26 protein-coding genes are annotated in these 26,011 nt (G+C 67.4%); 11 read left to right on the top strand and 15 right to left on the bottom strand.

Translation table 11 applies throughout. The features are described 5' to 3' along the window. Window positions 1–49: 49 nt before the first annotated feature. A complete protein-coding gene (locus tag WS62_RS28760) occupies window positions 50–853 on the bottom strand; it encodes an outer membrane protein assembly factor BamE (protein WP_066578200.1) in 804 nt (267 codons plus the stop codon). Between the two features lie 153 nt (window positions 854–1,006). Between WS62_RS28760 and fur the strand changes: the two genes are divergently transcribed. Next, the gene (gene fur, locus WS62_RS28755) at window positions 1,007–1,435 is read left to right on the top strand and encodes a ferric iron uptake transcriptional regulator (RefSeq protein ID WP_010106437.1); all 429 of its coding nucleotides are present in this window, start codon (window positions 1,007–1,009) and stop codon (window positions 1,433–1,435) included. 103 nt (window positions 1,436–1,538) lie between these two features. Here the strand turns inward: fur and WS62_RS28750 are convergent, their stop codons facing one another. From WS62_RS28750 to WS62_RS28740, 3 genes are all read right to left on the bottom strand, one after another. Beyond that, on the bottom strand, window positions 1,539–2,063 hold the full coding sequence (locus WS62_RS28750) for an ureidoglycolate lyase (protein ID WP_066578195.1): 525 nt from the start codon (window positions 2,061–2,063) through the stop codon (window positions 1,539–1,541). A 12-nt stretch (window positions 2,064–2,075) separates the two neighbouring features. After that, window positions 2,076–3,086 (bottom strand): allantoicase, encoded by a 1,011-nt coding sequence (gene alc / locus WS62_RS28745; protein ID WP_066578192.1) that lies wholly within the window; start codon window positions 3,084–3,086, stop codon window positions 2,076–2,078. Window positions 3,087–3,197: 111 nt separating this feature from the next. Next, on the bottom strand, window positions 3,198–4,529 hold the full coding sequence (locus WS62_RS28740) for a C4-dicarboxylate transporter DctA (RefSeq protein WP_066578290.1): 1,332 nt from the start codon (window positions 4,527–4,529) through the stop codon (window positions 3,198–3,200). 243 nt (window positions 4,530–4,772) lie between these two features. Between WS62_RS28740 and WS62_RS28735 the strand changes: the two genes are divergently transcribed. Next, window positions 4,773–5,465 carry a FadR/GntR family transcriptional regulator gene (locus tag WS62_RS28735; RefSeq protein ID WP_066487824.1) on the top strand — a complete coding sequence of 231 codons (693 nt, stop codon included), beginning with the start codon at window positions 4,773–4,775 and terminating at the stop codon, window positions 5,463–5,465. Window positions 5,466–5,778: 313 nt separating this feature from the next. On the opposite strand, the gene cynR is transcribed toward WS62_RS28735, so the two are convergent. Continuing rightward, window positions 5,779–6,714: a transcriptional regulator CynR gene (gene cynR / locus WS62_RS28730; protein WP_066578190.1), complete on the bottom strand. Its 936-nt coding sequence runs from the start codon at window positions 6,712–6,714 to the stop codon at window positions 5,779–5,781. Between the two features lie 116 nt (window positions 6,715–6,830). Here cynR and WS62_RS28725 point away from each other — a divergent pair, with 116 nt between their 5' ends. From WS62_RS28725 to WS62_RS28715, 3 genes are all read left to right on the top strand, one after another. Next, on the top strand, window positions 6,831–7,490 hold the full coding sequence (locus tag WS62_RS28725; RefSeq protein ID WP_066578188.1) for a carbonic anhydrase: 660 nt from the start codon (window positions 6,831–6,833) through the stop codon (window positions 7,488–7,490). Between the two features lie 112 nt (window positions 7,491–7,602). Then, window positions 7,603–8,073: a cyanase gene (gene cynS, locus WS62_RS28720; protein WP_066578187.1), complete on the top strand. Its 471-nt coding sequence runs from the start codon at window positions 7,603–7,605 to the stop codon at window positions 8,071–8,073. A 118-nt stretch (window positions 8,074–8,191) separates the two neighbouring features. Beyond that, the gene (locus tag WS62_RS28715) at window positions 8,192–9,391 is read left to right on the top strand and encodes an MFS transporter (protein ID WP_066578185.1); all 1,200 of its coding nucleotides are present in this window, start codon (window positions 8,192–8,194) and stop codon (window positions 9,389–9,391) included. 340 nt (window positions 9,392–9,731) lie between these two features. Here WS62_RS28715 and gap read toward each other — a convergent pair whose 3' ends face one another. Next, on the bottom strand, window positions 9,732–10,742 hold the full coding sequence (gene gap, locus WS62_RS28710) for a type I glyceraldehyde-3-phosphate dehydrogenase (RefSeq protein ID WP_066578184.1): 1,011 nt from the start codon (window positions 10,740–10,742) through the stop codon (window positions 9,732–9,734). Window positions 10,743–10,832: 90 nt separating this feature from the next. Further along, window positions 10,833–12,905 (bottom strand): transketolase, encoded by a 2,073-nt coding sequence (tkt, locus tag WS62_RS28705; protein WP_066578181.1) that lies wholly within the window; start codon window positions 12,903–12,905, stop codon window positions 10,833–10,835. Window positions 12,906–13,122: 217 nt separating this feature from the next. Here tkt and speE point away from each other — a divergent pair, with 217 nt between their 5' ends. The 3 genes from speE to WS62_RS28690 are packed head-to-tail and all read left to right on the top strand — an operon-like array spanning window position 13,123 to window position 15,193. Continuing rightward, entirely contained in the window at window positions 13,123–13,980 is an 858-nt protein-coding gene (gene speE, locus WS62_RS28700; protein ID WP_066578178.1) for a polyamine aminopropyltransferase, read from the top strand. 38 nt (window positions 13,981–14,018) lie between these two features. Next, the gene (locus WS62_RS28695; RefSeq protein WP_066578175.1) at window positions 14,019–14,435 is read left to right on the top strand and encodes a VOC family protein; all 417 of its coding nucleotides are present in this window, start codon (window positions 14,019–14,021) and stop codon (window positions 14,433–14,435) included. Continuing rightward, complete coding sequence (locus WS62_RS28690; RefSeq protein ID WP_066578173.1) at window positions 14,432–15,193, top strand: 16S rRNA (uracil(1498)-N(3))-methyltransferase; 762 nt, start codon at window positions 14,432–14,434, stop codon at window positions 15,191–15,193. Before WS62_RS28695 ends, WS62_RS28690 begins: the two co-directional genes overlap by 4 nt. Before the next feature lie 111 nt (window positions 15,194–15,304). Here WS62_RS28690 and WS62_RS28685 read toward each other — a convergent pair whose 3' ends face one another. From WS62_RS28685 to WS62_RS28675, 3 genes are all read right to left on the bottom strand, one after another. Next, window positions 15,305–15,868 (bottom strand): barstar family protein, encoded by a 564-nt coding sequence (locus WS62_RS28685; protein WP_066487826.1) that lies wholly within the window; start codon window positions 15,866–15,868, stop codon window positions 15,305–15,307. A gap of 16 nt (window positions 15,869–15,884) precedes the next feature. Next, on the bottom strand, window positions 15,885–16,316 hold the full coding sequence (locus tag WS62_RS28680; protein WP_066578171.1) for a ribonuclease: 432 nt from the start codon (window positions 16,314–16,316) through the stop codon (window positions 15,885–15,887). Between the two features lie 327 nt (window positions 16,317–16,643). Beyond that, window positions 16,644–18,947 (bottom strand): NADP-dependent malic enzyme, encoded by a 2,304-nt coding sequence (locus tag WS62_RS28675; RefSeq protein WP_066578169.1) that lies wholly within the window; start codon window positions 18,945–18,947, stop codon window positions 16,644–16,646. 200 nt (window positions 18,948–19,147) lie between these two features. Between WS62_RS28675 and thiL the strand changes: the two genes are divergently transcribed. The 3 genes from thiL to WS62_RS28660 are packed head-to-tail and all read left to right on the top strand — an operon-like array spanning window position 19,148 to window position 21,291. Next, complete coding sequence (thiL, locus tag WS62_RS28670) at window positions 19,148–20,149, top strand: thiamine-phosphate kinase (protein ID WP_066578163.1); 1,002 nt, start codon at window positions 19,148–19,150, stop codon at window positions 20,147–20,149. After that, window positions 20,139–20,744, top strand: a complete 606-nt coding sequence (locus WS62_RS28665; protein ID WP_066578160.1) for a phosphatidylglycerophosphatase A family protein — start codon at window positions 20,139–20,141, stop codon at window positions 20,742–20,744. Before thiL ends, WS62_RS28665 begins: the two co-directional genes overlap by 11 nt. Window positions 20,745–20,790: 46 nt before the next feature. Then, the gene (locus tag WS62_RS28660) at window positions 20,791–21,291 is read left to right on the top strand and encodes a CinA family protein (protein WP_066578152.1); all 501 of its coding nucleotides are present in this window, start codon (window positions 20,791–20,793) and stop codon (window positions 21,289–21,291) included. 31 nt (window positions 21,292–21,322) lie between these two features. On the opposite strand, the gene WS62_RS28655 is transcribed toward WS62_RS28660, so the two are convergent. From WS62_RS28655 to araH, 5 genes are all read right to left on the bottom strand, one after another. Next, window positions 21,323–21,640 carry a hypothetical protein gene (locus tag WS62_RS28655; protein WP_197422943.1) on the bottom strand — a complete coding sequence of 106 codons (318 nt, stop codon included), beginning with the start codon at window positions 21,638–21,640 and terminating at the stop codon, window positions 21,323–21,325. 185 nt (window positions 21,641–21,825) lie between these two features. Beyond that, window positions 21,826–22,653: an orotidine-5'-phosphate decarboxylase gene (gene pyrF / locus WS62_RS28645; protein ID WP_066578148.1), complete on the bottom strand. Its 828-nt coding sequence runs from the start codon at window positions 22,651–22,653 to the stop codon at window positions 21,826–21,828. A gap of 328 nt (window positions 22,654–22,981) precedes the next feature. Next, window positions 22,982–24,055 (bottom strand): aldose 1-epimerase, encoded by a 1,074-nt coding sequence (locus WS62_RS28640; protein WP_066578145.1) that lies wholly within the window; start codon window positions 24,053–24,055, stop codon window positions 22,982–22,984. Between the two features lie 46 nt (window positions 24,056–24,101). Continuing rightward, window positions 24,102–24,917 carry an SDR family NAD(P)-dependent oxidoreductase gene (locus tag WS62_RS28635; RefSeq protein ID WP_082721378.1) on the bottom strand — a complete coding sequence of 272 codons (816 nt, stop codon included), beginning with the start codon at window positions 24,915–24,917 and terminating at the stop codon, window positions 24,102–24,104. Between the two features lie 40 nt (window positions 24,918–24,957). Then, window positions 24,958–25,962 carry an L-arabinose ABC transporter permease AraH gene (gene araH / locus WS62_RS28630; protein WP_066578143.1) on the bottom strand — a complete coding sequence of 335 codons (1,005 nt, stop codon included), beginning with the start codon at window positions 25,960–25,962 and terminating at the stop codon, window positions 24,958–24,960. Window positions 25,963–26,011: the final 49 nt, after the last annotated feature.

The raw sequence follows: 26,011 nt of genomic DNA, 5'->3' as shown, positions 1-26,011 counted from the left end.
AATGAAAGACGGGCGGCGCGTGCCGCCCCGGTTTGATTCGGACGCCGGATCAACCGCCCGTTCCCGGCACGCCGGATGCGGGCGCCGGCGCCGTGAGCGGCTGGTTCGGCAGGCTGTCGGCGCCCTGCGGGCCGACCGGCTGGCTCGCGCCGCCGGGCGTCGGCGGCGGAGGCGGACGATGGAACTGGAACTGCGGCTGGATCGCGGGCGCCGCGCCGGGCGGCAGGCCGCCCGGGGTCGGCGCGTTCAGCGCAGCCTGCGCGGACGGCGAGAAGCGGCCTGCTGCGCCGCCCTGGCCCGACACCTGCGCGGTCGCGCGGTTCGCCGCGCGCGCCGCCTGCGCGTTCGCGTCGTTCTGGTCCGCCGCCTGCTCGGCTTCGGGAGCCGGAGCGGCCGCGGCGACTTCCGACGCGGCGGCGCTCGCGGCCACGGCGGCTGCCGCCTTCTTCGCCTTCTTGCCGCGGCGATCGCCGTCGATGTCGGCGAGCAGATCGAGCTCGGACGGCAGGTTGTCGGCGCCCGACCAGCTCGCGAGGCGGTCGCCCGAGAAGTTCAGCACGAGATCGCGCTGCTGGACGACCGACGTCGAGCCGCGCTTGAAGTAGAAGATGTAATCCCAGCGATCCGCATGGAACATGTCGGTCAGAAGCGGCGTGCCGAGGAGCGTGCGCACCTGGTCCCGCGACATGCCGGCCTGTAGCTGCGAGGCCTTTTCCTGCGACACGAAATTGCCCTGGACGACGGTGATCCGATATGGCGTGATGCTCTGAGCGATCCGCTGAGTCACGCTGTCGTACGACGAACAGGCGGCCAGTCCGACCACGGCGACAGCTGCGATGACGGTGCTCCGCATGCGGCTCCTCTGAAGTTGCAAAAGAGATCTTGGAATCATTTCCCTCACCGTGCTGGCCCTTGTCCGAGGCCGCGCGAGAATGTCACAGATGACTGAAAAGGCGAAAAGCCGGTACTATTGAAGCCCTGCATTGTACTCTAGGGACGCCTAGCCATGACCAATCCCACCGATCTCAAAAACATCGGGCTCAAGGCCACCCTACCGCGCCTCAAGATTCTCGAAATTTTCCAGCAGAGCCCGGTGCGCCACCTGACGGCTGAAGACGTCTATCGCAACCTGCTGCACGAGGAACTCGACATCGGCCTCGCGACCGTCTACCGCGTGCTCACCCAGTTCGAGCAGGCGGGTCTGCTGTCGCGCAGCAACTTCGAATCCGGCAAGGCCGTGTTCGAGCTGAACGAAGGCTCGCACCACGACCACCTCGTGTGCCTCGACTGCGGCCGCGTCGAAGAGTTCTTCGACGCCGAGATCGAAACCCGTCAACAATCGATCGCAAAGGAACGCGGCTTCAAGCTGCAGGAGCATTCGCTCGCGATGTACGGCTCGTGCACGACGGAAAACTGCCCGTATCGCAAGCACTGAGCGCAACCTGAACGCTTGCGGCGCGGCATGCCCGCCGCGCATGCGAAAGGCCCGGCCGGCGCAAGCCTGACCGGGCCTTTTTGCGTCGCACGCAGCGTGCGCGTCAGGCGGCGTTCGCGTGCGCGTCGCCCGCGACGAGCCGCCAGCGCGCATCGAGCGCGATCTCGTCGCAGTTCGGCTGCGCGCCGCCGCGGTCGACCACGACGAAGTCGCTGAGCGCGTCGAGCGCGAGGAGCGGATGGTGCCACACGCCCTTCGCGTAATTGATGCCTTGCCAGCCTTGCGCAAGAAACGCACGCATCCGGGTCGGATCGAATTCGCCGGCCGGCGCGACGACGATCGCGTAGCGCGCGACCGCCGCGAGCGGCACGAACGCCTGGCTGCCGAGCGGATGGCGCTCCATCATGTCGATCTCGATCGGCCACGCGCGCGGCTGCGCGCGAAATAGGCTGACGAGCGGCCGCCCGCCCGCTTCGGCAACGTCGATCGACGCGAGATCGTGAAAGCGCTCGGTCGTCCCGCCGTTGATCAGGATGCGGCGCGCGCCGGCCAGCTCGATCACGTCGCCGAACGGCGCGAACGCTTCCCGCGTCAGGCGCTCGAGGCGCAGGGTATGCACCATTTCCATGCGCATCCTCCGTTACGCGAGCTCGCCCCAGAGGCGCAGCCGTGACACGCCGCCGTCCGGATGGATGTTGAAGCGCACGTGCGTGACGGGACCGAGCGCGGCGAGCTCCGCCTCGAACGTGTGCACGCTGTCCATCTTGAGCGGCTGCTCGGGAAGCAGCGCCGGCCAGAACATCGCTTGCGTGACGAGCGACGCGTCGGTGCCGCCCGCGACGCGCGCCGCCTGCAGCGAGCAGCGGTCCGGAAAATTGCCCTTGAAGTGCGCGGTATCGACTTCGACCGTGCGAATCACGCCCGGCCGCGCGAGCGCGACGATCGCCCAGTCGTTGCCGGGCTCGCGGCGGCGGCGGGTCTCCCAGCCGTCGCCCATGTTCACGCCGCGCCCGGGCATCAGCATCCGCGACGCCGGCCCGAAGTGCTCGTTGTTCGCGGCGACGAGGTACGCGCCGTTCTCGATCGCGGCGAGATCGACGCGCTCGCCGCTCGACGCGCGGCGCCAGTCGCGCTGCGGCTGGCCGTACACGCGCAGCCGCGCGAGCCCGCCGTCCGGATACAGGTTGACGCGCAGGTGCGTATAAGCCTGCGGATTGCTCACCTCGACGTAGTGATGCTGGTTGCCCGACAGCGTCGTCGCGGACACGAGCGCCTGCCAGTCGGCGTCGTCGGGCGGCGTGGCCGTATCCGACACGCACGCGTCGATCGACGCGGCGGGCGGAAAATTACCGGTGAAGTGGCTCGTGTCGAGATCGACGCCGTGCACGACGCCCGGCCGCGCAAGCCTCACTACGCAGAAGTCGTGGCCCGTCGTGCGCTTTCTGCGCGTCTCCCAGCCGTCCATCCACTTGCCGTGGTCGTCGTACTTGCCGGGGATGAACACGGCGGGCTCCGGATCGAGCATCCGCTCCTTCGGCGCGAAGAATTCGTCGCTCGCGAAGAGCGCCTTCGCGCCCAGGCGCGGATCGGCGAGATTCATGTAGCGGCGCGTGAACGCTGGCGCGTTCGGATCGAGAATCGGGGCGGCCATGTCGTCTCCTATTGTTGGGTGTGCATCCGAAAAGCCGAAAACCGGAAAACCGGAAAAAATAAAGCGCCGGCGCGAACCGCCGCGCCTGCGCGCGATGCCGGGCGGCCGGCGTCAGAGCGCGCGCGCGCCGCCGTCCGCGATCGCGCCGCTCGCGCCGCTCGCGCCTTCCTCGCCCGCCGGCACGTAGCGCAGTTCCTCGTTCAGCACGCGCTTCGCGCGGACCTTGTCGATGTCGTTCTCCCACACGGCGACGACGATCGTCGCGACGCAGTTGCCGAGCAGGTTCGTGAGCGCGCGGGCGATGCCGACGAACCAGTCGACGGGCAGGATCAGCACGAGGCCGAGCACGGGCAGCGCGGGGATCGCCGACAGCGTCGCGGCGAGAATCACGATCGCCGAGCCGGGGATTCCGTGCGCGCCCTTCGACGTGATGAGCGATACAAGCAGCACGACGATCAGGTCGTGCATCGACAGCGGCGTGTTGGTCGCCTGCGCGATGAAGAGCACGGCGAGCGTCAGGTAGATCGAGAAGCCGTCGAGGTTGAACGAGTAGCCGGTCGGGATCACGAGGCCGACCGTCGAATCCTTCACGCCGAGCCATTCGAGCTTGCGCATCACCTGCGGCAGCACGGCGTCCGACGACGCGGTGCCGAGCACGATCAGCAGCTCTTCGCGCAGGTAGCGGATCAGCTTGAACACCGAGAAGCCCGCGAGCTTCATCACCGCGCCGAGCACGATCGCGACGAACGCGGCGCAGCTCACGTAGAACACGATCACGAGGAGCCCGAGCTGCTTGAGCGACGCGACGCCGTACTTGCCGGTCGTGAACGCGATCGCGCCGAGCACGCCGAGCGGCGCAAGCTTGATGATGAAGCCCATCACGCGGAAGAACACTTGCGTGAATTCGTCGATCAGCGTGTTCACGCGCTTCGCCTTGTCGCCGAGGAGGGACAGCGCGGAGCCGAACAACACCGAGAACACGAGGATCTGCAGGATGTCGCCCTTCGCGAACGCGTCGAACGCGGTCTCGGGGATGATCTTCAGCAGATAGCCGGCCGTATCCTTCAGGCTCTGCGCGTTCTTCGCGTAATCGGCGAGCGACGCGGGATCGAGCGTGTGCAGATCGACGTTCATCCCGACGCCCGGCTTCGTCAGATACGCGAGCACGAGGCCGATGCCGAGCGCGAGCGTCGTCATCGCTTCGAAGTAGACGATGGCCTTCAGGCCGACGCGGCCGACCTTCTTCAGATCGCCCGCGTTCGCCATGCCGCTCACGACGACGCAAAACACAATCGGCCCGATCACCATCTTGATCAACTTCAGGAATCCGTCACCCAACGGTCGCAGCGACTGCGCGAAGTGCGGAAAAAAGGCGCCGAGCGCCACGCCGATCAAAAGCGCGATGACCACTCGACCAAATAGCGAATTGAGAAACTTCGACACGGCGCTCTCCCGGCACAACGGTTGCGGATTCGTCTGTTCATACTGGTCCGACCAGTACTGTTATGGACGATAGTAGGAAGCCGATATAGTCGAGTCAAGAACGCCAGAAATAGGGATTACCCGCGCTTTTCGGCTGCGGTTTCGATGCAGCGGCGCACGCCGGATCATCGCTTTCCCGAAGCGGGAGCGCGCGCGCCGGGGGCGGTTTACAATGCCGGTCAGACCGCGCAATCGAACAATCGCATGAAGAACGTTCCGCACACCGTCACCGACGCTGCCATCGCCACGATCCGCGACCGGATCGAAAGCGGCTTCTATCCCGTCGGCAGCCTGTTGCCCGCGCAACGTCAATTGTCGGAAGAACTGGAGATCAGCCGCGCGTCGCTGCGCGAGGCGCTGTCGACGCTCGAAGCGCTCGGGATGCTGCGCATCCGTCCGGGCAAGGGCGTGTACGTCGAGAGCGCGCAGGCGAACGCCGCGCACGCCTGGCGCTTCGCCGAGCAATCGTCGCTGCCCGACACCTATCAGATGCGCTACGCGCTCGAAGGCTTCGCCGCGCGGATGGCCGCGCTCGCCGTCAGCGAGCAGGATCTCGCGTGGTTCGAGGAGAACGTCGCCGCGCTGCAGGAAGCGCTCGCGAACGACGAGCTCGACTACGCGTCGCAGCTCGACTTCGACTTCCACATGCGGATCGTCAATCTTGCCGGGAACGCGGCGATCGAGTCGATCTTGCGCGGCAGCGCGGACATCATGAAGGAAAGCCAGCGGATGCCGTTCTATCGGCGCGAGCTCGTGCTGTCGACGTATCACGAGCATCGCGCGATTCTCGACGCGCTGATCGCGAGGAACCCCGCCGCGGCGGGCGCGGCGATCGAAGCGCACATCTCGAACGCCGCGCGGCGCGCCGGCGTGTTCTTTCCGACGCCGAAGGGCTGACGCGCGGCGCGCCGGCAGTTCGTGCGTTTCGCGTCGTCGAAACGTGCGGCGGCGCGCTCAACGCACACGCTTTCCGCTGCCTCTCTCTCCACGGATCGCTCGGCTTCGCGCGCCGTCTTCGACGGTTCGGCGCGGCGGTCGGCGGTCGGCGGTCGGCGGTCGGCAACAACGATGCACGCATTGCGCGATGCCTCGGATTCCTCATGTTTTCGTGGCGAATCGCGTATCGAAACCGCTTCACCCCTCGTTACCGCCTCTCTGATTGAACGTGCCGCAAGAAGGGGGCACGCGCGAGGCTCGGTGCGCTTCGCGCCTATTCGTCGTCCCCCGACGCCTCGTCGCCCCTGGACGCGCCGCCGTTCTTGCCGACTTCATGCCGCCTCGCCAGCGCGTAGTCGATGAACGCACGCATCGCCGCGCTTCGATAACCGCCCTTGCGCGTCAGCAGCGCGGCGGTGCGCCGCGGCAGCGGCGGCTCGAGCCGGATCGCGCGCAAGTCGTCACGACGCGCGGCGATCGCCGACGGCAACACCGTCGCGATCCGGCCGCCGCGCACCATCTCGAGCATCGCACTGATCGAGTTCACCTCGATCGCGACGCGCGGCGTCACGCCGTTGCGATGGAAATACTGATCGACCTTGCTGCGCGTCGCGAACGCGCGGCTCAGTAGAATCAGCGGCTCGTCGCCGGCCTCGCCGGGCGAAAGCGGCTTGCGGCGCCGCGCATATCGGTGATCGCGGCCGACGACGAGCGCGAGCGTCTCGATCCACAGCGGCGTCGCTTCGATTTCCGGCGACTGCGTTGGGTCGAACGCGATCCCGACGTCGAGCTCGTCGTCGGCGAGCAGCGGCTCGATCTGCTCCTGCGGCATCTCGCGGATCGTCAGCTTCAGGTTCGGATAGCGCGCGTTGAAACCATCGATCAGCCAGCCGATCAGGTATGCGGAGAAGGTCGGCGTCATTGCGAGCCGCAGCAACCCGCTCTGAAGATTCTCGACGTCATGCACCGCACGCCGCCCGGCCTCCAGCTGCTGCAGCGCGGCCCGCGCATGCCGCGCATACGCGGCGCCGAACTCGGTCAGCCGTACCGTGCGCGCCGAGCGGTCGAACAGTTGCACGCCGAGCGTGTCCTCGAGCTGACGGATCTGCTGCGACAGCGTCGGCTGCGACACGTGCAGCGCCTCGGCCGCGCGCGTGAAATTCCCCTGCTCGGCGACGGCGAGGAAATAGCGAATATGTCGGAGCAGCATCGCGTCCCATGTATTGGTTTTTCCTATACGAACAATAATAAACCGGTCTTGGACGCTATGAATCGTTTACCTCATCCTTCGGTCAACGGCTCTCGCCATCGATCAAGGAGCACACGATGCAGGACATCATCGAAGGATTTCTGAAGTTCCAGCGCGACGCGTTTCCTCAGCGCTCCGCACTGTTCAAGCGCCTCGCCGCGAGCCAGCGGCCGCGCGCGCTGTTCATCTCGTGCTCGGACAGCCGTCTCGTGCCCGAGCTCGTCACGCAGCGCGAACCGGGCGACCTGTTCGTGATCCGCAACGCGGGCAACATCGTGCCGTCGTTCGGCCCCGAGCCGGGCGGCGTGTCGGCGTCCGTCGAATACGCAGTGGCCGTGCTCGAAGTCGCCGACGTCGTCGTGTGCGGCCACTCGGACTGCGGCGCGATGACCGCGATCGCGTCGTGCGCATGCCTCGACCATCTGCCCGCCGTGCGCGGCTGGCTGCGCTACGCGGACGCCGCGAAATGCGTGAACGAAGCGCGCGAGCATGCAGGCGAACAGGCGCGCGTCGATTCGATGGTGCGCGAAAACGTCGTCGCGCAGCTCGCGAATCTCAACACGCACCCTTCCGTGCGGCTCGCGCTCGAGCAAGGGCGCCTCGCGCTGCACGGCTGGGTGTACGACATCGAAACCGGCTCGATCGACGCGCTCGACGGCGCGACGGGCCGCTTCGTCTCGCTCGCCGACCATCCGGACGTGCGTGCGACGCGGCGGCGGCTCGATCGCGCCGCGTGACGCGTGACGCGTGACGCGTGGCATGTGGCATGTGACGCAAGTCACGCAACGTGTCGCGTCCCGCTGCAGCACTCTCCATCCCCTTACCGATCCCTCACCGCAAGGAGTCCACATGACCCAATCGCAACACAGCCAATCCGCGCGTCAGGCGCTCACCGATCGCATCGTCGACGCGAAGACGCGCAAGAACCTCACGTTCGAGCAGATCAACGAAGGCACCGGCCTGAGCGTCGCGTTCACGACGGCTGCGCTGCTCGGCCAGCATCCGCTGCCCGGCGACGCCGCGCGCGTCGTCGCCGCGAAGCTCAGCCTCGAAGACGACGCAGTGCGCCTGCTGCAGACGATCCCCGTGCGCGGCAGCATCCCGGGCGGCATCCCGACCGATCCGACGATCTACCGCTTCTACGAGATCGTGCAGGTCTACGGCTCGACGCTGAAGGCGCTGATCCACGAGCAGTTCGGCGACGGCATCGTCAGCGCGATCAACTTCAAGCTCGACATCAAGAAGGTCGACGATCCCGAAGGCGGCTCGCGCGCCGTCATCACGCTCGACGGCAAATATCTGCCGACGAGGCCGTTCTGATCGCCGTTCCGATGTGCAGCGCGCCGCGGCGGGCCGGCTTCACGCGGCCCACCGCGCGCGCCGCTCGCTTCGGTTTCGTTCGTCTCTCCCGACTCCGTCCTTTTTCGCTACGCGCCCCATGAATTCCGTCACCGCCACCCCGCCCGCGCTGACGCGCGGGATGACGCTGCTGTTCGCGTGCGCTTGCGGCATCGTCATCGGCAACCTCTACTACTCGCAGCCGCTCCTCGCGGCGATCGCATCGAGCTTCGGGCGCAAGCCGGCCGAGCTCGGCTATCTCGTCACGCTGACTCAGCTCGGCTATGCGTGCAGCCTGCTCGTCGTCGTGCCGCTCGGCGACGTCGTCAATCGCCACACGCTGATCGTGCGGCTGCTGTGCGCGAACGTCGTCGCGCTCGTCGCGGTCGCGTCGAGCACGAGTTACGGCTTCTTCATCGCGGCGAACGTATGTGTCGGCTTCGTCACGTGCTCGACGCAGTTGCTGGTGCCGTTCGCCGCATCGCTCGCCGACGACGCATCGCGCGGCCGCGCGGTCGGCACCGTGATGAGCGGCCTCTTGCTCGGCATCCTGCTCGCGCGCGTCGTGTCGGGCGCGATCGCCGACTGGCTCGGCTGGCGCGCCGTCTATGCGATCGCGGCGGCGCTCGTGCTCGCGCTCGCCGGCGTGCTCGCGACGAAACTGCCGAAGGATCGCCGCACGGAGCGCCTCGATTATCGAAAGCTGATGGGCTCGCTCGCGACGCTCGTGCGCAGCGAGCCGACGCTCGCGCTGCGCTCCGCCTACGGCGCGCTCGTGTTCGCGTGCTTCAGCCTGCTGTGGACGGGCCTCACGTTCCTCTTGAGCGCGCCGCCCTATCGCTTCAGCGAAGGCGCGATCGGTCTGTTCGGCGTCGTCGGCGCGATGGGCGCGCTCGCGGCGGGCGCGGCGGGCCGGCTCGTCGATCGCGGCCACGCCCATGCGGCGACGGGCCTCTTCGCGGCCGCCGTGCTCGTGTCCTTCGCATTCATCGCGGCGGGCGCGCAGTCGCTCGTCGCGCTCGTCGCGGGGATTCTGCTGCTCGACGTCGGCGTGCAAGGGCTGCACATCTCGAACCAGAGCGTCATCTATGCGCTCGCCACCGACGCGCGCAGCCGCATCACGACCGTCTATCTGACGAGCTACTTCATCGGCGGCGCGCTCGGGTCGGCCGTCGCGAGCGCCGCGTACCGCTTCGACGGCTGGCGCGGCGTGTGCACCGCGGGCGGCGCGCTGTCGAGCATGCTCGTCGCGCTGTGGTGCGTGACGCATGGCATGCGCGTGAGGCGCGCCGCCCGCTGACGGGTGGGTCCGGGTATCGGGCCCGGACGCCGAGCACTTGGCGTCGGGCGTCGGGCGTTGGGCGTTGGGCGTTGGGCGTTGGGCGTTGGGCGTCGGGCATCGGGCGTCGGGCGTCGGGCATCGGGCGTCAGGCATCTGGCATCGGATTGTCGTTGCCCGCGTGGAACACGATGCACGTGCCGGAAACAGCGTGACGACGATCGCCACGCCCAGCGCCGCCGAACAGCAACACCGCTCGACGAAAAAAAACCGCGCCGGTGAAAACTGATCGGCGCGGTTCGTTCGAGCCGCCGCTTCCGGCGCGCCGTCGGCGCGCGGAAACGGGCGTCGCTCGACGGGCTTACTTCGCGTTCGCGAGTGCGATCGCCGTATCCAGCATGCGGTTCGAGAAGCCCCACTCGTTGTCGTACCAGCTCGACACCTTGACGAGACGGCCCGACACCTTCGTCAGCGTCGCGTCGAACGTCGACGAAGCCGGGTTGTGGTTGAAGTCGATCGAGACCAGCGGCGCATCGTTGTAGCCGAGGATGCCCTTCAGCGCGCCTTCCGACGCTTCCTTCATGATCGCGTTGACTTCCTCGGCCGTCGTGTCGCGCTTCGCGATGAACGACAGGTCGACGATCGACACGTTGATGGTCGGAACGCGAATCGCGTAGCCGTCGAGCTTGCCGTTCAGTTCCGGCAGCACGAGGCCGACCGCGGCCGCCGCACCCGTCTTCGTCGGGATCTGGCTGTGCGTCGCCGAGCGCGCGCGGCGCAGGTCTTCGTGATAGACGTCCGTCAGCACCTGGTCGTTCGTGTACGCGTGGATCGTCGTCATCAGGCCGGTTTCGAGGCCGATCTTGTCGTTCAGCGGCTTGACGAGCGGAGCCAGGCAGTTCGTCGTGCACGATGCGTTCGAGATCACCGTGTGCTCGGCTTTCAGCACGTCGTGGTTCACGCCGTAGACGATCGTCGCGTCGACGTCCTTGCCGCCCGGCGCCGAGATGATCACCTTCTTCGCGCCGCCCTTCAGGTGCGCGCTCGCCTTTTCCTTCGTCGTGAAGAAGCCCGTGCATTCCATCACGACGTCGACGCCCAGCTCGCCCCACGGCAGCTCGGCCGGATTGCGGTTCGCGAGCACGCGGATCTTGTCGCCGTTGACGACGAGGTAGTCGCCGTCGACCTTCACTTCGCCCGGGAACTTGCCATGCGCCGTGTCGTACTGCGTCAGGTGCGCGTTGGTCTTCGCGTCGCCCAGATCGTTGATCGCAACGATCTCGAGATCGTGCTTCTTGCCGTTTTCGTAGAAAGCGCGCAGCGTGTTGCGGCCGATGCGGCCGTAACCGTTGATTGCAACGCGAATCGTCATGATGTATCTCCTGATGGCTGAAAAAATACTTCGTGCAGCTTCACGCGCGCCCGGCCGACGCGGGGCGCGGCCGTCCGGGCGTGGAATGGATTACGCGAGCACCGCCTTCGCCGTTTCGACCACGTGCTCGACGGTGAAGCCGAAATGCTTGAACAACACGCCAGCCGGAGCCGACTCGCCGAACGTGTCGATGCCGACCACGCCGCCCTCGAGGCCCACGTACTTGCGCCAGAATCCGGTGACGCCCGCTTCGATCGCGACGCGGCGCACGCCGTGCGGCAGCACGCGCTCGCGGTATTCGGCGTCCTGCCGGTCGAACACGGTCGTCGACGGCATCGACACGACGCGCGCGGCGATCCCCTGCTGCGCGAGCGGCTCGACCGCCTTCATCGCGAGCTCGACTTCGGAGCCCGTCGCGATCAGGATGACCTTGCGCGCGACGATCTCTTCGTTCCAGTCGCGCAGCACGTAGCCGCCTTTCTCGACGTTCGCGATCTGCGCGTCGGTGCGCGCGTTGAACGCCAGGTTCTGGCGGCTGAAAATCAGGCACGACGGGATCTGGTGCGACACCGCGTGGGTCCACGCAACGGCCGTCTCGACCGTATCGGCCGGACGCCAGACGTCGAGGTTCGGGATCAGGCGCAGGCTCGAGACGTGCTCGACCGACTGGTGCGTCGGGCCGTCTTCGCCGAGGCCGATCGAATCGTGCGTGAACACGAAGATCGACGGCACCTTCATCAGCGCGGCGACGCGCAGCGCGTTGCGGCTGTAGTCGGAGAACGTCAGGAACGTGCCGCCGAACGGCTTGTGGCCGCCGTGCAGCACGAGGCCGTTGATCGCGGCGCTCATGCCGAACTCACGCACGCCGTAGTTGATGTGGTTGCCCCACGCGACGCCCGGGCCGTCCTGGTTCGCGCGCACCGCTTTCGACGCCTTCCAGTTCGTGAGGTTCGAGCCCGTCAGGTCGGCCGAGCCGCCGAGCAGCTCGGGCAGCACGGCGGCGAGCCCTTCGATCGTCTGCTGCGACGCCTTGCGCGTCGCGACCGTCTCGGCGCGCTCGTTCGCGCCGGCGACGATCGCCGCTGCCTTCGCCGCCCAGTCGGCGGGCAGCTTGCCCGCCATCCGGCGCTCGAATTCGGCCGCTTCCTGCGGGTGCTTCGCGCGATATTGCGCGAACGCCGCGTTCCAGTCTCCTTCGCTGCGCTTGCCCGCTTCCTTCGCGTCCCACGCCGCGTAGACTTCCTGCGGAATCACGAACGGCGCCCACTTCCAGCCGAGCGCCTCGCGCGTCTTCGCGATTTCCTCCGCGCCGAGCGGCGCGCCGTGCACGTCATGGCCGCCCGCCTTCGTCGCCGCGCCGTTGCCGATGCGCGTCTTGCAGCAGATGAGGGTCGGCTTGTCCGATTGCTTCGCCTTCGCGATCGCCGCGTCGACCGCGTCGACATCATGGCCGTTCACATCAGGAATCACGTTCCAGCCGTACGCCTCGAAGCGCTTCGGCGTGTCGTCGTGGAACCAGTTGACGACGTCGCCGTCGATCGAGATTCCGTTGTCGTCGTACAGCGCAATCAGCTTGTTCAGCTTCAGCGTGCCGGCAAGCGAGCAGGCTTCGTGCGAGATGCCTTCCATCAGGCAGCCGTCGCCGAGGAACACGTATGTGTGGTGATCGACGATCTTCGCGCCGTCGCGGTTGAATTCGCCCGCCATCAGCGCCTCGCCGAGCGCCATGCCGACCGCGTTCGCGAGACCCTGGCCGAGCGGGCCCGTCGTCGTCTCGACGCCCGGCGTGATCCCGTATTCCGGGTGGCCCGGCGTCTTCGAGTGCAGTTGGCGGAAGTTCTTGAGCTCCTCGATCGGCAGCGCGTAGCCCGTCAGGTGCAGGAGCGCGTACAGCAGCATCGAGCCGTGGCCGTTCGACAGCACGAAGCGGTCGCGGTCGGCCCAGTGCGGGTTCGCCGGATTGTGTTTCAGATGGCGCGACCAAAGCGCGACGCCGATCTCGGCCATGCCCATCGGCATGCCGGGGTGGCCGGAGTTCGCTTGCTGAACGGCGTCCATCGCGAGCGCACGGATCGCGTTGGCCATCAAAGTGGTGGGAGCGGGAGACGAAGTCGTCATGTCGAGTCCGGAGAACGAGTCGAGGAAACGGGGCACGGGCGGCATCCGAAAGCTCGCGGGCCAACCGTTCCCGGCGCGTGGTGCGGCGCCGGCAGGACGCGAAGCGGACAAGCAAACGGACGAGGCTGCAAAGCTCGTCATTTTAACAGATGCCCTCCGTGCGGGCCTTGTCCGAATCCGCCGGTCCGCGCGGTTTCTCGTCCGTCTTCCCACCCTCTATAATTCTCACCATCGAACCGCCCCGCCACCCGCACCCGCCGCCTTGAGCTCCACCCTCCTCTTCCATCCGACCCCCGACATCGCCTACGGCTTTCCGAACGCCCGGCGGCTCGCGCGCATCGCATCCGAGCATCAGGAAATCGAGGTGTGGGAAACGTCGCTGCTCGGACGGCTCTTCACGCTCGACGGCCGGCCGATGACGTCGGTCGGCGACGAATTCGTCTATCACGAGTGCATGACGCACCCGGCCGCGCTCGCGCACCCGGCGCCCAGGAAAGCGCTCGTGCTGGGCGGCGGCGACGGCGGCGCCGCGCGCCAGTTGCTCAAGCATCCGTGCATCGAGCGGATCGTCGTCGCGGAGCTCGATCCGGCCGTCGTCGACATGGCGCGCCACTTTCTCGGCGACGTCCATCAGGGCGCGCTCGACGATCCGCGCGTCGAGCTCGTGATCGGCGACGCCGCACGCTACGTCGACCACGCATGCGAGCACTTCGACCTCGCCGTGTTCGACCTGACGCCGCCCGACTCCCCCGCTGCGAGCCTCTACACGCCCGAGTTCTACGCGCACCTGAAGCGCATCCTGACGCCGCAAGGCGCGGTGTCGCTGCACCTCGGCTCAACGCTCTTCCACGGGGCGCGCATCACGGCGCTGCTCGCCGCGCTTCGCACGCGCTTCGCGGTCGTCGCGCCGCTGTGCGCGCATGTGCCGCTGTACGGCTCGCCGTGGCTGATGGCGATCGCGAGCGATACGCTCGACGCGGCGTCGCTGTTCTCGCACGACATCGAAGAGCGGCTCGCCGAGCGGCGCATCGACGGATTGCGCTTTTACGACGCGAAGCTGCATCCCGCACTCTTCACGCTGCCGCGCGCGCTGCGCGATACTCTCGGCATGCATCGCTAAGTTCGGCGAAGCCCCGCCTTTCCCGCAGGAGAACCCGTATGACCGACCCACGGCCGGCCGACGTGCCATGGTTGACCCCTTATCTGACGGTGCGCAGCGCGCAGGCGTCAATTCAATTTTTTAGCGATGCATTCGGCTTCGAAAAGCGCGATTTGATCGACGAAGACGGCGCGATCATGCACGTCGAGATGTCGTACCGCGGCCAGCTGATCGTGATGTTCGCGCCCGAGGGCGCGTTCGGCTCGACGGCCCGCACGCCGAAAAATTCGGGCGCGACCGCGCCGCAGTCGTTCTATCTGTATGTCGACGACGTCGATGCGACCTACGGACGCGCGCTCGACGCGGGCGCGAAATCGCTGACCGCGCCGCAAGACCAGTTCTGGGGCGATCGCTTCGCGCAGATCGAGGATCTCGACGGGTACCGCTGGGCGCTCGCGCGGCGCATTGCCGCATGACGGCGAGCACGTCCGCCATTCCGCGCTTTTTCGTCGACGCCAAGCTGCAAAGCGACGCGACGCTCGCGCTGCCCGCCGACGTCGCGCGTCACGTCCAGGTGCTGCGCCTCGCGACAGGCGATGCGATCACGCTCTTCAACGGCGCGGGCGGCCAGTATCGGGCGGAAATCGTCGAGCTCGACAAGCGCGCGGCGCTCGTGCGCATCGGCGCGTTCGCGCCCGCCGATGTCGAGGCGCCGTACCGGATTACGCTCGCGCAGGGCATCGCGGGCGGCGACAAGATGGATTGGTTGATCGAGAAGGCGGTCGAGCTGGGCGCGGCGGCGATCGCGCCGCTGTCGACCGCGCGTGGCGTCGTGCGCCTGTGTGGCGAGCGCGCGCAAAAGCGCGTCTCGCATTGGCAGGGCGTCGTGCGCGCGTCGTGCGAGCAATGCGGGCGCAATCGCGTGCCGAACGTCGCGCCCGTCCGCGATTTCCACGCGTGGCTCGCCGCCCTGCCCGCCGCATCGGCGCCCGACGAACTGCGCCTGATGCTGTCGCCGCGCGCGAGCGTCGGCTTCGCCGATCTGCCGGGCACGCCGCCCGTGGGCGGCGTCACGCTGCTGATCGGCCCGGAAGGCGGGCTCGCGCCGGACGAAGAGGAGGCCGCGCGCGAGCGCGGTTTCGCGTCCATCCTGCTCGGCCCGCGCGTGCTGCGCACCGAAACGGCCGGGATCGCGATGCTCGCCGCGCTCGCCGCGCGCTGGGGCGGGTGGTGATGTGAAGCCGCCGCCGCGCGTCGCGGATCGGATAACGACAAAACCCAAAGAAAAGGCCCGCTGCATGCGGGCCTTCGCGTCTTGCGGGCTGAAGCCGGCTACAGCGCCGGCTCAGGCGAACGAGTAGAAGACGCGGAACGCGACCTTGCGCTCGGCCCAGAATTCCGCCGCCTCGCGGAACACGTCGAGCAGCGTCTCGCGCCCCTCCTTGTCGAACTTGTGCGCGATCGGCAGCGCTTCGAGCACGATCACGAAACCGGGCTGCATGCCCGCCTTGTGGACGAGGTCCGTCAGGCAGTCGTACAGCGCGTCGTAGTTCTTGCCGAAGTGCTTCGGGAACAGGAACGATGTCGCGATCGTTTCCAGCACTTCCTGCTTCGATTGGGCATTCCCGCAGTACGCATACAGGAAATGCTGGCCGAGCTGATTCGCTTCGTCAGCGAGATCCTGCACGCGAAATGCACGGATCGACTGCACGAGATTCGGTCGCACGGTCGTAAAAAGGCTCATAGGCTCCTCGATGGATGAAAGCCCGGGGCTGGCCGCGCCGTCAGGCGCTCCGCCGGCGTGCGCCGCCATGCGCATCTTCATGACGCGCTGAAACAGGTTGCCGTCGCCGGCCGCGAAAAGATCCGCCGCAGCCGTCGTGTCGCGCGCGTAGATGTTGTCGCTCATGCCGCTCATCCCGAAGTCAATCAACGATACGTTTGAAACTGTTGTAGTGGTCGCCGGTGTAATAACAATTGTCGACGCGCCTCAAGGGACCGCCACAGACGATGCGCCGTGCGCCGCGATTGCGGGCCCTCGGTGTCGGCACGGTGTACTCGTGGTAATAGCCGCGCCGCATCTTCGGCAAAATCCGTTCGTAGTTGCCGAATACCGCACCGTCCTTCTCGTACGGATAGGGGCCGCCTGCGGCGATCACGCTCAATGTGATCGCTGCCTCGCGCGGCAACCGGGACGCGGGGACCGTGTCGATCTGCGCTGCCGCCCCATTTACCGCGGCGGCTTCCCGTGCATATGCGGCGGAAACCAGACTGCCCGGCGAAACGCCGAAGTTGCCTATCGCGACGATCGCGAAGACGGACGCGAGCGCGCCGTTGCGGAGCCACTTGCGTGCCATAAACGAAGGTTCCCGCTGTTAAATCAATAAGTTGACGACCAAGAAAGGCGTAAGCGTAGCGCTAATGCACGCGGGAATCAATGCTCGTTAGGCAGATGAAAGGATGAAATGACGCTCGTTGACGTTATTTTTATCTTTAATGGGATAAAAGTAACTTATATAGGGTAAAATCACCGGGACGGCGTCAGCTGCGGCGGGTTTCTGCCTCCTCGCCGCCTCTTGCGGCCCAAGGGTGGCGTCGTCGGCTTCGGGAAGGCGCTATCTCCGCCATGCCCGTCGGCGCGCCCGCAATGGGCGCGCCGTTTTTTTATCTATCGATAACTTCGCTCAACGCGCAGCGTTCACGTCGGCAACCAACAGCGCTGTCATATTGACGATCCGGCGCACGGTCGCCGACTCGGTCAGCACGTGCACCGGCTGCGCCGCGCCGAGCAGGATCGGCCCGATTGCGATGTTGTTGCCGGCGGCCGTCTTCAGCAGGTTGTACGCGATGTTCGCCGCGTCGATGTTCGGCAGCACGAGCAGGTTCGCTTCGCCCTCGAGCGTCGATTCCGGCAGGATTTCCTTGCGCAGCGCCGCGTCGAGCGCGACGTCGCCGTGCATCTCGCCGTCGACGTGCAGTTCCGGCGCGCGTTCGTGCAGGATCGCGAGCGTATCGCGCATCTTCTGAGCGGAAGGCGCGTTGCTCGTGCCGAAGTTCGAGTGCGACAGCAGCGCGACCTTCGGCTCGATGCCGAACCGGCGCACTTCTTCCGCCGCCATGATCGTGATCTCGGCCAGTTGCTCCGGGGTCGGATCGACGTTCACGTGCGTGTCGACGAGGAAAATCTGGCGACCCGGCAGCACGAGCGCATTCATCGCGCCGTACACGCTGCAGCCCTCGCGCTTGCCGATCACCTGGTCGATGAAGTGCAGATGGCGGTGCGTCGTGCTGATCGTCCCGCAGATCATCCCGTCCGCTTCGCCCTTCTTGACGAGCATCGAGCCGATCAGCGTCGTGCGGCGGCGCATTTCGACGCGCGCGAGCTGCTCGCTGATGCCCTTGCGGGACATCATCTTGAAGTAGGTCTGCCAGAAATCGCGGTAGCGCTCGTCGTGCTCGGTGTTGACGATCGTGAAATCGACGCCAGGCGTGAGACGCAGGCCGTAGCGCTGGATCCGGTGCTCGATCACGGTCGGCCGGCCGATCAGGATCGGCTTCGCGAGCTTTTCGTCGACGGCGATCTGCACCGCGCGCAGCACGCGTTCTTCCTCGCCCTCCGCGAACACGACTCGCTTCTTCTCGGCGGGCACGCTGCGCGCGAGCTGGAACACCGGCTTCATCGTCGTGCCGCTGTGATAGACGAACTGCTGCAGGTGGACCTTGTACGCTTCCATGTCCTCGATCGGACGCGTCGCGACGCCGCCGTCCATCGCCGCCTGCGCGACGGCCGGCGCGATCTTCACGATGAGGCGCGGATCGAACGGCTTCGGAATCAGATATTCGGGGCCGAACGACAGATCCTGGATCCCATAAGCGGTCGCGACGATGTCGCTCTGCTCCTGCTGCGCGAGCTCGGCGATCGCATTGACGGCGGCGATCTCCATCTCGCGCGTGATCGTCGTCGCGCCGACGTCGAGCGCGCCGCGGAAGATGAACGGGAAGCACAGGACATTGTTGACCTGGTTCGGATAGTCGGTTCGGCCCGTCGCGAGCACCGCGTCCGGCCGCACTTCGAGCGCGACTTCCGGCAGGATTTCCGGGGTCGGATTCGCGAGCGCGAGGATCAGCGGCCGCTCGGCCATCACCTTCACCATGTCGGCCTTCAGCACGCCGCCCGCCGACAGGCCGAGGAAGATGTCCGCGCCGCCGACCACGTCCGACAGCGTGCGCCCCTCGGTTTCGCGCGCGAAACGCTCCTTGTCCGGATCCATCAGCTCGGTGCGGCCCTTGTAGACGACACCCGCGAGGTCCGTGACCGTGATGTTCTCGATCGGCAGGCCGAGGTCGACAAGCAGGTCGAGACACGCGAGCGCCGCGGCGCCCGCGCCCGACGCGACGAGCTTCACTTCCTTGATGCTCTTGCCGACGACCTTCAGCCCGTTCGTGACCGCCGCCGCGACGACGATCGCGGTGCCGTGCTGGTCGTCGTGGAACACGGGAATCTTCATCCGCTTGCGGCATTCGCGCTCGACGATGAAGCAGTCCGGCGCCTTGATGTCCTCCAAGTTGATGCCGCCGAACGTCGGTTCGAGCGCGGCGATCACGTCGACGAGCTTGTGCGGATCGGACTCGTTGAGCTCGATGTCGAACACGTCGATCCCGGCGAACTTCTTGAAGAGGACCGCCTTGCCTTCCATCACCGGCTTCGACGCGAGCGGGCCGATGTTGCCGAGGCCGAGCACCGCGGTGCCGTTCGTCACGACGCCGACTAGGTTGCTGCGCGCGGTGAAGCGCGCGGCGTTCAGCGGATTCTCGACGATCTCCTCGCACGCGAACGCGACGCCCGGCGAATAGGCGAGCGCGAGATCGCGCTGGTTGATCATCTGCTTGGTTGGCGCGATCGCAACTTTGCCCGGCGTCGGGAATTCGTGGTAGTCGAGGGCGGCTTCGCGGAGCTTTTCTTTGGAAGAGGAGGACGTGGTGGACATGTGTCTCTACGGGGGGCTGCGGATTAGAATACCTGTTCGACGCATTGTAGCGCCAATCCCACAGCCAAAATCGCCGATTAGGGTTCGACTGCCGCGACCGAAACGTCACGAATCAGCCGCGCGCGGGCCGCCGCCCCGCCGGACGCCGACGCGAAGCGCCTTACAATGGGCGTCATCTCAACGCTCGGACACCCGCGCCCGTGGCTCATCCCCCCCTTTCGGAATTCTCGCTGATCGACCGCTTCTTCGCGCGCCGCGCGAAGGGTCCGCATGCGCGCGCGGCGCTCGGCATCGGCGACGATTGCGCGCTGCTTGCACCACAACCGGGCAAGATGCTGGCGATTTCGACGGACATGTTGGTCGAAGGCCGGCATTTTCTCGCCGACGTCGATCCGCGCGCGCTCGGCCACAAGACGCTCGCCGTCAATTTGTCCGACCTGGCTGCGATGGGTGCGGCGCCGCGCGCGTTCACGCTCGCGTGCGCGTTGCCGCGCGCCGACGCGGACTGGCTCGAGGCGTTTGCCGACGGCCTCTTCGCGCTCGCGGAGCGCCACGGCTGCGAGCTGATCGGCGGCGACACGACGAGCGGGCCGCTCAACCTGTGCGTCACCGTGTTCGGCGACGTCGAAGCCGACGCCGCGCTGCGTCGCGATGCTGCACGCGACGGCGACGACGTGTGGGTGTCCGGCACGCTCGGCGACGCACGCGCGGGCCTCGGCATGATCCGCGGCGAGTGGCGGGCGGGCGAACGCGAGGCGGCCGCGTTCCGCCAGGCGCTCGAGCGGCCGGAGCCGCGCGTCGCGCTCGGCGTCGCGCTCGCGGGCATCGCGCACGCGGCGCTCGACGTGTCGGACGGCCTCGCGGGCGATCTGCCGCACATCCTCGAGCGCTCGAACGTGTGCGCGGACGTGAACGTCGACACGGTGCCGCGCTCGGCCGCGCTCGCGACGCTGCCCGCCGACGTGCAGCGCCGCTGCATGCTCGAAGGCGGCGACGACTATGAACTGTGCTTCACGGCCGCGCCGTCCGCGCGCACCGCGATCGAGGCCGCCGGCGCGCGCGCGGGCGTGTCCGTCACGCGGATCGGTACAATACGCGGCTTGTCCGCGCCGACGGACGCGCGCGCCGTGATCTGGCGCGACGCGTCGGGCGCGCCGCTTTCGCTCACGCTGCACGGTTTCGATCATTTCCATGCCAACTGACCCGACGCCCCGTCCCGCCGACTCCGCCGGCCAGCCCGGCCCGGCACTCGCGCCCGCTCCCGCGCCGCAGCAGGAGCAAGAGCAAGAGCAGGATCAGCAGAAGATCGCGCGCCGCCGCGCGACCGTGCGCTTCATGTTCTCGCACCCGGTCCACATCGTGTCGCTCGGCTTCGGCAGCGGCCTCGCGCCGTTCATGCCCGGCACGTTCGGCACGCTGTTCGGCTGGCTCACGTTCGTCGCGCTGAACCGCTACCTGACCGTGCCCGAATGGTGGGCGCTCATCGCCGTCGGCTTCGTCGCCGGCATCTGGATGACGGGCTTCACCGCGAAGAAGATGGGCATCGCCGACCCGGGCCCCGCGGTCTGGGACGAGATCGTCGCGATCTGGCTCGTGATGCTGTTCGTCACGCCCGCGACGTTCGTCGAACAGTTGTGGGCGTTCGTCGTGTTCCGCTTCTTCGACATGGTGAAACCGCCGCCCATCCGCTACTTCGACCGGAATTTGAAAGGCGGCTTTGGCATCATGTTCGATGACCTGATCGCCGCGCTGATGACGCTCTTCGTGATCGCGCTGTGGCGCTCGTTCGTCCAGTGACGCCGCACCGCTCTCGTTCACGCCCGTTCGCACCGGATCTTCCCGCATGCCAACCGATTCCGTCGTCCATCAGCTCGCGATCCGCGTCGGCAACAAGCTGCGCGACGGGCACCTGACGCTCGCCACCGCCGAGTCCTGCACGGGCGGCATGATCGCGACCGCGATCACCGACATCTCCGGCAGCAGCGGCTGGTTCGAGCGCGGCTTCGTCACCTATTCGAATCTCGCGAAGACCGAGATGATCGGCGTGCCCGCCGATCTGATCGACAAGCACGGCGCGGTCAGCGAGGCCGTCGCGCGCGCGATGGTCGAAGGCGCGCTGCGCAACAGCCGCGCGCAGGTCGCGCTCGCCGTCACCGGCATCGCCGGGCCGGGCGGCGGCTCCGAGCACAAGCCCGTCGGCACCGTGTCGTTCGGCTGGAGCAACCGGCTGCATACATCGGTCGAAACGCTCGTGTTCAAGGGCGACCGCGAGCAGATCCGCGTGCAGGCGGCCACGCACGCGTTGCGCGGCCTCATCAAGCTGCTCGACGAACAGGAGCGCTGAAGCGCCGCCGCCAGCGCGGCGGGCGTTGCCATTACACCGGATCGCGTCCGGCTTGGCGACGATCCCGTTGCGATTCACTCGCGGGCGCGGGCTGCCCGAGCGCCTCTTGCCGCGCGGCGGATTCGTCGGACCACGCGCGGGTCTCCTTCAACGGCAGGTCCTTCTTGCCGCCCCTCACGCGCATGCCGCCGTGCTCGATGTCGGTCGCGTCGAGCGGCATGTCGCCGCCGGACTTCGGCGTGCCGCTCTTGATGAGCACGGGCTTCTTCCACGGGGCGATCCAGCCGGCGATCGAGCCGAGCCGGCCTTCGCGCCACGTCATCGGATTCGTCAGGAATGGCGTGATCACGAATTTGTCGCAGGATTTGCGATTTCCCGGCGCGCGGCATGCCCCGAAGCGGCGTCGATTTGTTCGCGCGCGGCGCATGCCGTGCGGGATGCGCCGCGCGCGATGCGTATCGGCGTGAAAGCGCGCCGCACCTGCGCCGACGCCCGGCATCGCGCGCCGGACATCGGCAGGTGCGGCTGCGACGCTCAGCGATGCGCGTTGATCGTGTCGCGGGTCTGTTGCGCGGCGCGCGCGGCCGCGTCGGCGAAGTCGTCGTCGCGGCTCGCGTACAGGATCGCGCGCGACGAGTTGATCATCATCCCGGTGCCGTCGGCCGTGCGACCCGCGGCGACGGTCGCCGCGACGTCGCCGCCCTGCGCGCCGATGCCGGGGATCAGGAGCGGCATGTCGCCGACGAGCCCGCGCACCGCCTCGATCTCCTTCGGGAACGTCGCACCGACGACGAGCGCGAGCTGGCCCGTCTTCGCGTTCCACTTGTTCGCCGCGAGATCGGCGACGACCTGGTAGAGCGGCCGGCCGCCCGTCTCGAGGAACTGCAGGTCCGAGCCGCCCGGATTCGACGTGCGGCACAGCACGATCACGCCCTTGTCCTCGTAGGCGAGATACGGCTCGATCGAATCGAAGCCCATGTACGGATTGACCGTCACCGCGTCCGCCCGATAGCGCTCGAACGCCTCGCGCGCATACTGCTCGGCGGTGCTGCCGATGTCGCCGCGCTTCGCGTCGAGGATCACGGGCAGGCCGGGATGCTGCAGATGGATGTGCGCGATCAGCCGCTCGAGCTGATCTTCCGCGCGATGCGCGGCGAAGTACGCGATCTGCGGCTTGAACGCGCTCGCGAACGGCGCGGTCGCGTCGACGATCTCGCGGCAGAAATCGAAGATCGCATCGGGCTGGTTCTCGAACCGCACGGGAAACTTCGTCGGCTCCGGATCGAGACCGACGCACAGCAGCGAATTCGTGCGCTGCCAGGCGGCGCGCAGCGATTCGATGAAGGTAGGCGTGGAAGACATGGCGCTCACTCGCGGCTAAGCGGTTGGGAAGGCGCGTATTTTACCTGCGTCGGGATGGGCAATCGTGCGGACGGGGTCGCGCCGGGCGCGCCGGCGTCGCACGCAGGCGCTTCATGCTACGCCGCGACGCGGATTCGCGCGACCGGATCGAAGCCCGACGAAATTGAATCGACGTCGGATGCGCGGCGGATCGGGTTCCGCGCGATCGATCGAGTCGCGCAAGCCCTGCCGCATCAGGTCACGTCCGAACCGGCCACCCGCTCGGCGTCGATCCGCGCGGCATTCGCCTCGCTCTCGGACACGCGTGCGCCGGCAACATTGGCCTTTTCTACGCGATCGAACGCCGCTTCGACTCGCGCGCCGCGGGCGCCGCACGCGCATCGGTACGCGCGACCGTGAAACGGAAACGCCGCGTCAGACGCTCGCCCGGCGCGAGCAGCGTCATCCCGTGCGCGGCGCCGCCGCCCGGCAGGTTCACCGCGTCGATCGGATGATCGACGGGCTCGAAGCAGAAGAACGGCTCGCCGGGCGGCGTATACAGCACATAGCAATCGGCGTCGGACGTGACCGTCAGCGCGAGCCGGCGCCGCGGCCACGCGATCGTCGCGCCGCCGCCCCAGCCGGTGAACGCGTGATTGACGAGCGCGTCCGGCAACGGATACGCAATGCCGAAGCGCCACGCCGCCGGCGCGCCGACATGGCGCGACGGCAGCCAATCCGGCGTCGACAGCCACAGCCCGCTCGCGGCCGCCGCGAGCTCGGTCGACGCGTCGCGCACGATGAACGGATGCACGCCGAGCCCGAACGGCAAGCGCGCCGCGCCCATGTTCTCGATCGCGAGCGCGATCGTCAGCGTCGCGCCGTCGAGCGCGTAGACCTGCGTCGCGCGATAGGCGTACGGCGCGCCTTCGCTGCGATCGAGCGACAGGCACAATTGCGTGTCGGCCGCATCGTCGAGCCGCCAGCGCGCGAGCCAGCCGTCGCCGTGGATCGGCAGCGGCTCGGTCGCGCGATTGCGCGGCACGCGCACGAGCCGCCCGTCGCACTCGAAGCGCCCGCCGCCGATCCGGTTCGAATACGGCAGCAGCGGATAGCACGCAAGCTCGTTCGGATCGGTGCGCGCGCCCGGCGCGTCGCAGCGGCGGAAGATCGGCGTGAGCACGCCATCGCCGCGCCAGTCGAAGCGCGTAACGCCCCCGCCCAGATGCGGCGCGACGTCGAGCCGCAACACGTCGTTCGCGAGCGTCGCGATCTGCGCATCGGCCATGCCCGCGCCGCGCGCGATCTGCGAAGTTTGCGGTCCCGGGCTCACCAGATGTGCGGCGGCCGCACGCCGCGCAGTGCGCGTCTGCAAAGACTGCACCGTATCGGCAGCCAAGGGGCGAGAGTGCGTCACCGTCATAATTCAGTCCTCCTGCTTGCGTCGAACTTCGTCATCCGAATGATTGTTACGCCCACCCGCCGTCTACGACGACGTCCTGCGCGGTGATCATCCGGCTGTCGTCCGCGGCGAGAAAGAGCGCCATCCGCGCGAGATCGCCGGGCAGCAGCTCGGCGTCGATGCACTGCCCCGCCTTGATCGCCGCACGGCCCGCATCGTCGAGCCACAGCCGGCGCTGCTTGTCGGTCATGACCCAGCCGGGCACGAGCGAATTCACGCGAATGCGGAACGGCCCGAGCTCGCGCGCAAGCGCGCGCGTCAGCCCCTGCACCGCCGCCTTCGCGGTCGCGTAGACCGGATAGCCCGCGTTCTTCAGCATCCAGCTGATCGAACCGAGATTGACGATCGAGCCGCTGCCCAACTGCTTCATGTCGTCGATCACCGCCTGCGCGGCAAAGAACTGATGGCGCAGGTTCACCGCGATGCCGGCGTCGAACGATTCGGGCGTCACGTCCCCGATCGCATGGCGCACGTCGTTCGCCGCATTGTTGACGAGCACCGCGATCGGGCCGATGTGCGCGCGGATCGTGTCGATCGCGCCACGCAGCGCCGAGACGTCGGTGAGATCGCACGCGACGAACACGGGCGCGTGCGTCGCATCGGCCAATCGCGCGGCGAGCGCTTCGCCCGCTCGCGCATCGAGGTCGACGAACGCGACGCGCGCATCCTGCCGCGCGAAGTGCTCGACGAACGACGCGCCGATGCCGGTCGCGCCGCCCGTGATCAGCACCGTGCGGCCGGCGAGGCTCGGATAGCATGCGTAACGCATATCCTGCACGTCCTGCGCATCGTGCGCGCCGCTCGATTCGTGATGCGAAGAAATTTCACTCATCTGTCCATTCCCGAAAAAACGGTCGATGCAATCAATCGCGTGCGCCGCGATTCTTCAGTTGATCGAGCAGCACGGCGGCGAGCAGGATCGCGCCGCGCACAAGGTATTGATAGAACGCGTCGATGTTGAGCAGGTTCATCACGTTCTCGACGGTGCCCATGATCAGCACGCCGATCACGACACCCGAGATCGACGCGCGTCCGCCCGCGAGCGACACGCCGCCCAGCACGCATGCGGAGATCACGTTCAGCTCGAAGCCCTGCGCTGCGTTAGGCTGGCCCGACGTGATCCGCGACGCGAGGATCACGCCCGCGAGCGCGGTCACCGCGCCCTGGATCAGGAAGATGTAGACGCGCGTGCGCTCGACGTTGATCCCGGCGAGCCGCGACGCTTCCGGATTGCCGCCGATCGCAAGCGTGTTGCGGCCATACACGGTCTGATTGAGCAGCACGCCGAACACGACGAAGCACACGAGCGTCACCCAGATCGGCAGCGACACGCCGAGAAACGACAGGCCGCCCAGCGCGATGAACGTCTCCGACGACACGCCGACCGCCTGCCCCTTCGACACAATGAAGCCGAGCCCGCGCACGATCTCCATCGTCGCGAGCGTCGTGATCAGCGCGTTGATCCGCAGATACGCGATCACCGCGCCGTTGACGAAGCCGATGACCGCGCCCGCCGCGACCGCGGCGACGATCGCGACGAACGTGTTGTCGGTCGCGTTGAGCACCATCGCGCACATCACGCCGGCGAACGCGACCGTCGAGCCGATCGACAGGTCGAAATCGCGCGATGCGAGGCAGAACATCATCGTGCACGCGACCATCCCGATCTGCGAGATCGACAGCGCGAGGCCGAGCATGTTGTCGATCGAGAAAAAATGATCGACCGTCAGCGACATCGCGGCGAACATCACCGCGAAGATCGCAACGAGGCTGTAGTCGGCGATGTGCTGCCGCCAGCGCTGCCGGTCTTCGGCCGGCGCAATCGCCGCGTGCGCCGCGGCTTGTGGAAGATTCTCTCTCGCTTGCATGTCGTTTGCTCCTCAGCCGGGCGGCGCTGCCGCCCGCGTCTGCGTTCAT

The sequence above is a fragment of the Burkholderia sp. ABCPW 14 genome (assembly GCF_001523835.1).
GTDB lineage: Bacteria > Pseudomonadota > Gammaproteobacteria > Burkholderiales > Burkholderiaceae > Burkholderia > Burkholderia mayonis.
Note: the sequence above shows the minus strand (reverse complement) of the source record. Positions and strands in the feature narration are given on the sequence as shown.

Excerpts from the sequence above, each read along its gene's own strand:
- WS62_RS28760 (WP_066578200.1), bottom strand. The coding sequence starts at position 853 with ATGCGGAGCACCGTCATCGCAGCTGTCGCCGTGGTCGGACTGGCCGCC.
- cynR (WP_066578190.1), bottom strand. The coding sequence starts at position 6,714 with ATGCTGCTCCGACATATTCGCTATTTCCTCGCCGTCGCCGAGCAGGGG.
- WS62_RS28685 (WP_066487826.1), bottom strand. The coding sequence starts at position 15,868 with ATGAGCGACAACATCTACGCGCGCGACACGACGGCTGCGGCGGATCTT.
- WS62_RS28660 (WP_066578152.1), top strand. The coding sequence starts at position 20,791 with ATGCCAACCGATTCCGTCGTCCATCAGCTCGCGATCCGCGTCGGCAAC.
- araH (WP_066578143.1), bottom strand. The coding sequence starts at position 25,962 with ATGCAAGCGAGAGAGAATCTTCCACAAGCCGCGGCGCACGCGGCGATT.
- alc (WP_066578192.1), bottom strand. The coding sequence starts at position 3,086 with ATGGCCGCCCCGATTCTCGATCCGAACGCGCCAGCGTTCACGCGCCGC.
- WS62_RS28750 (WP_066578195.1), bottom strand. The coding sequence starts at position 2,063 with ATGGAAATGGTGCATACCCTGCGCCTCGAGCGCCTGACGCGGGAAGCG.
- fur (WP_010106437.1), top strand. The coding sequence starts at position 1,007 with ATGACCAATCCCACCGATCTCAAAAACATCGGGCTCAAGGCCACCCTA.
- WS62_RS28690 (WP_066578173.1), top strand. The coding sequence starts at position 14,432 with ATGACGGCGAGCACGTCCGCCATTCCGCGCTTTTTCGTCGACGCCAAG.
- WS62_RS28725 (WP_066578188.1), top strand. The coding sequence starts at position 6,831 with ATGCAGGACATCATCGAAGGATTTCTGAAGTTCCAGCGCGACGCGTTT.
- WS62_RS28715 (WP_066578185.1), top strand. The coding sequence starts at position 8,192 with ATGAATTCCGTCACCGCCACCCCGCCCGCGCTGACGCGCGGGATGACG.
- cynS (WP_066578187.1), top strand. The coding sequence starts at position 7,603 with ATGACCCAATCGCAACACAGCCAATCCGCGCGTCAGGCGCTCACCGAT.
- tkt (WP_066578181.1), bottom strand. The coding sequence starts at position 12,905 with ATGCCGCCCGTGCCCCGTTTCCTCGACTCGTTCTCCGGACTCGACATG.
- pyrF (WP_066578148.1), bottom strand. The coding sequence starts at position 22,653 with ATGTCTTCCACGCCTACCTTCATCGAATCGCTGCGCGCCGCCTGGCAG.
- WS62_RS28640 (WP_066578145.1), bottom strand. The coding sequence starts at position 24,055 with ATGACGGTGACGCACTCTCGCCCCTTGGCTGCCGATACGGTGCAGTCT.
- WS62_RS28665 (WP_066578160.1), top strand. The coding sequence starts at position 20,139 with ATGCCAACTGACCCGACGCCCCGTCCCGCCGACTCCGCCGGCCAGCCC.
- WS62_RS28735 (WP_066487824.1), top strand. The coding sequence starts at position 4,773 with ATGAAGAACGTTCCGCACACCGTCACCGACGCTGCCATCGCCACGATC.
- WS62_RS28695 (WP_066578175.1), top strand. The coding sequence starts at position 14,019 with ATGACCGACCCACGGCCGGCCGACGTGCCATGGTTGACCCCTTATCTG.
- gap (WP_066578184.1), bottom strand. The coding sequence starts at position 10,742 with ATGACGATTCGCGTTGCAATCAACGGTTACGGCCGCATCGGCCGCAAC.
- WS62_RS28675 (WP_066578169.1), bottom strand. The coding sequence starts at position 18,947 with ATGTCCACCACGTCCTCCTCTTCCAAAGAAAAGCTCCGCGAAGCCGCC.
- WS62_RS28680 (WP_066578171.1), bottom strand. The coding sequence starts at position 16,316 with ATGGCACGCAAGTGGCTCCGCAACGGCGCGCTCGCGTCCGTCTTCGCG.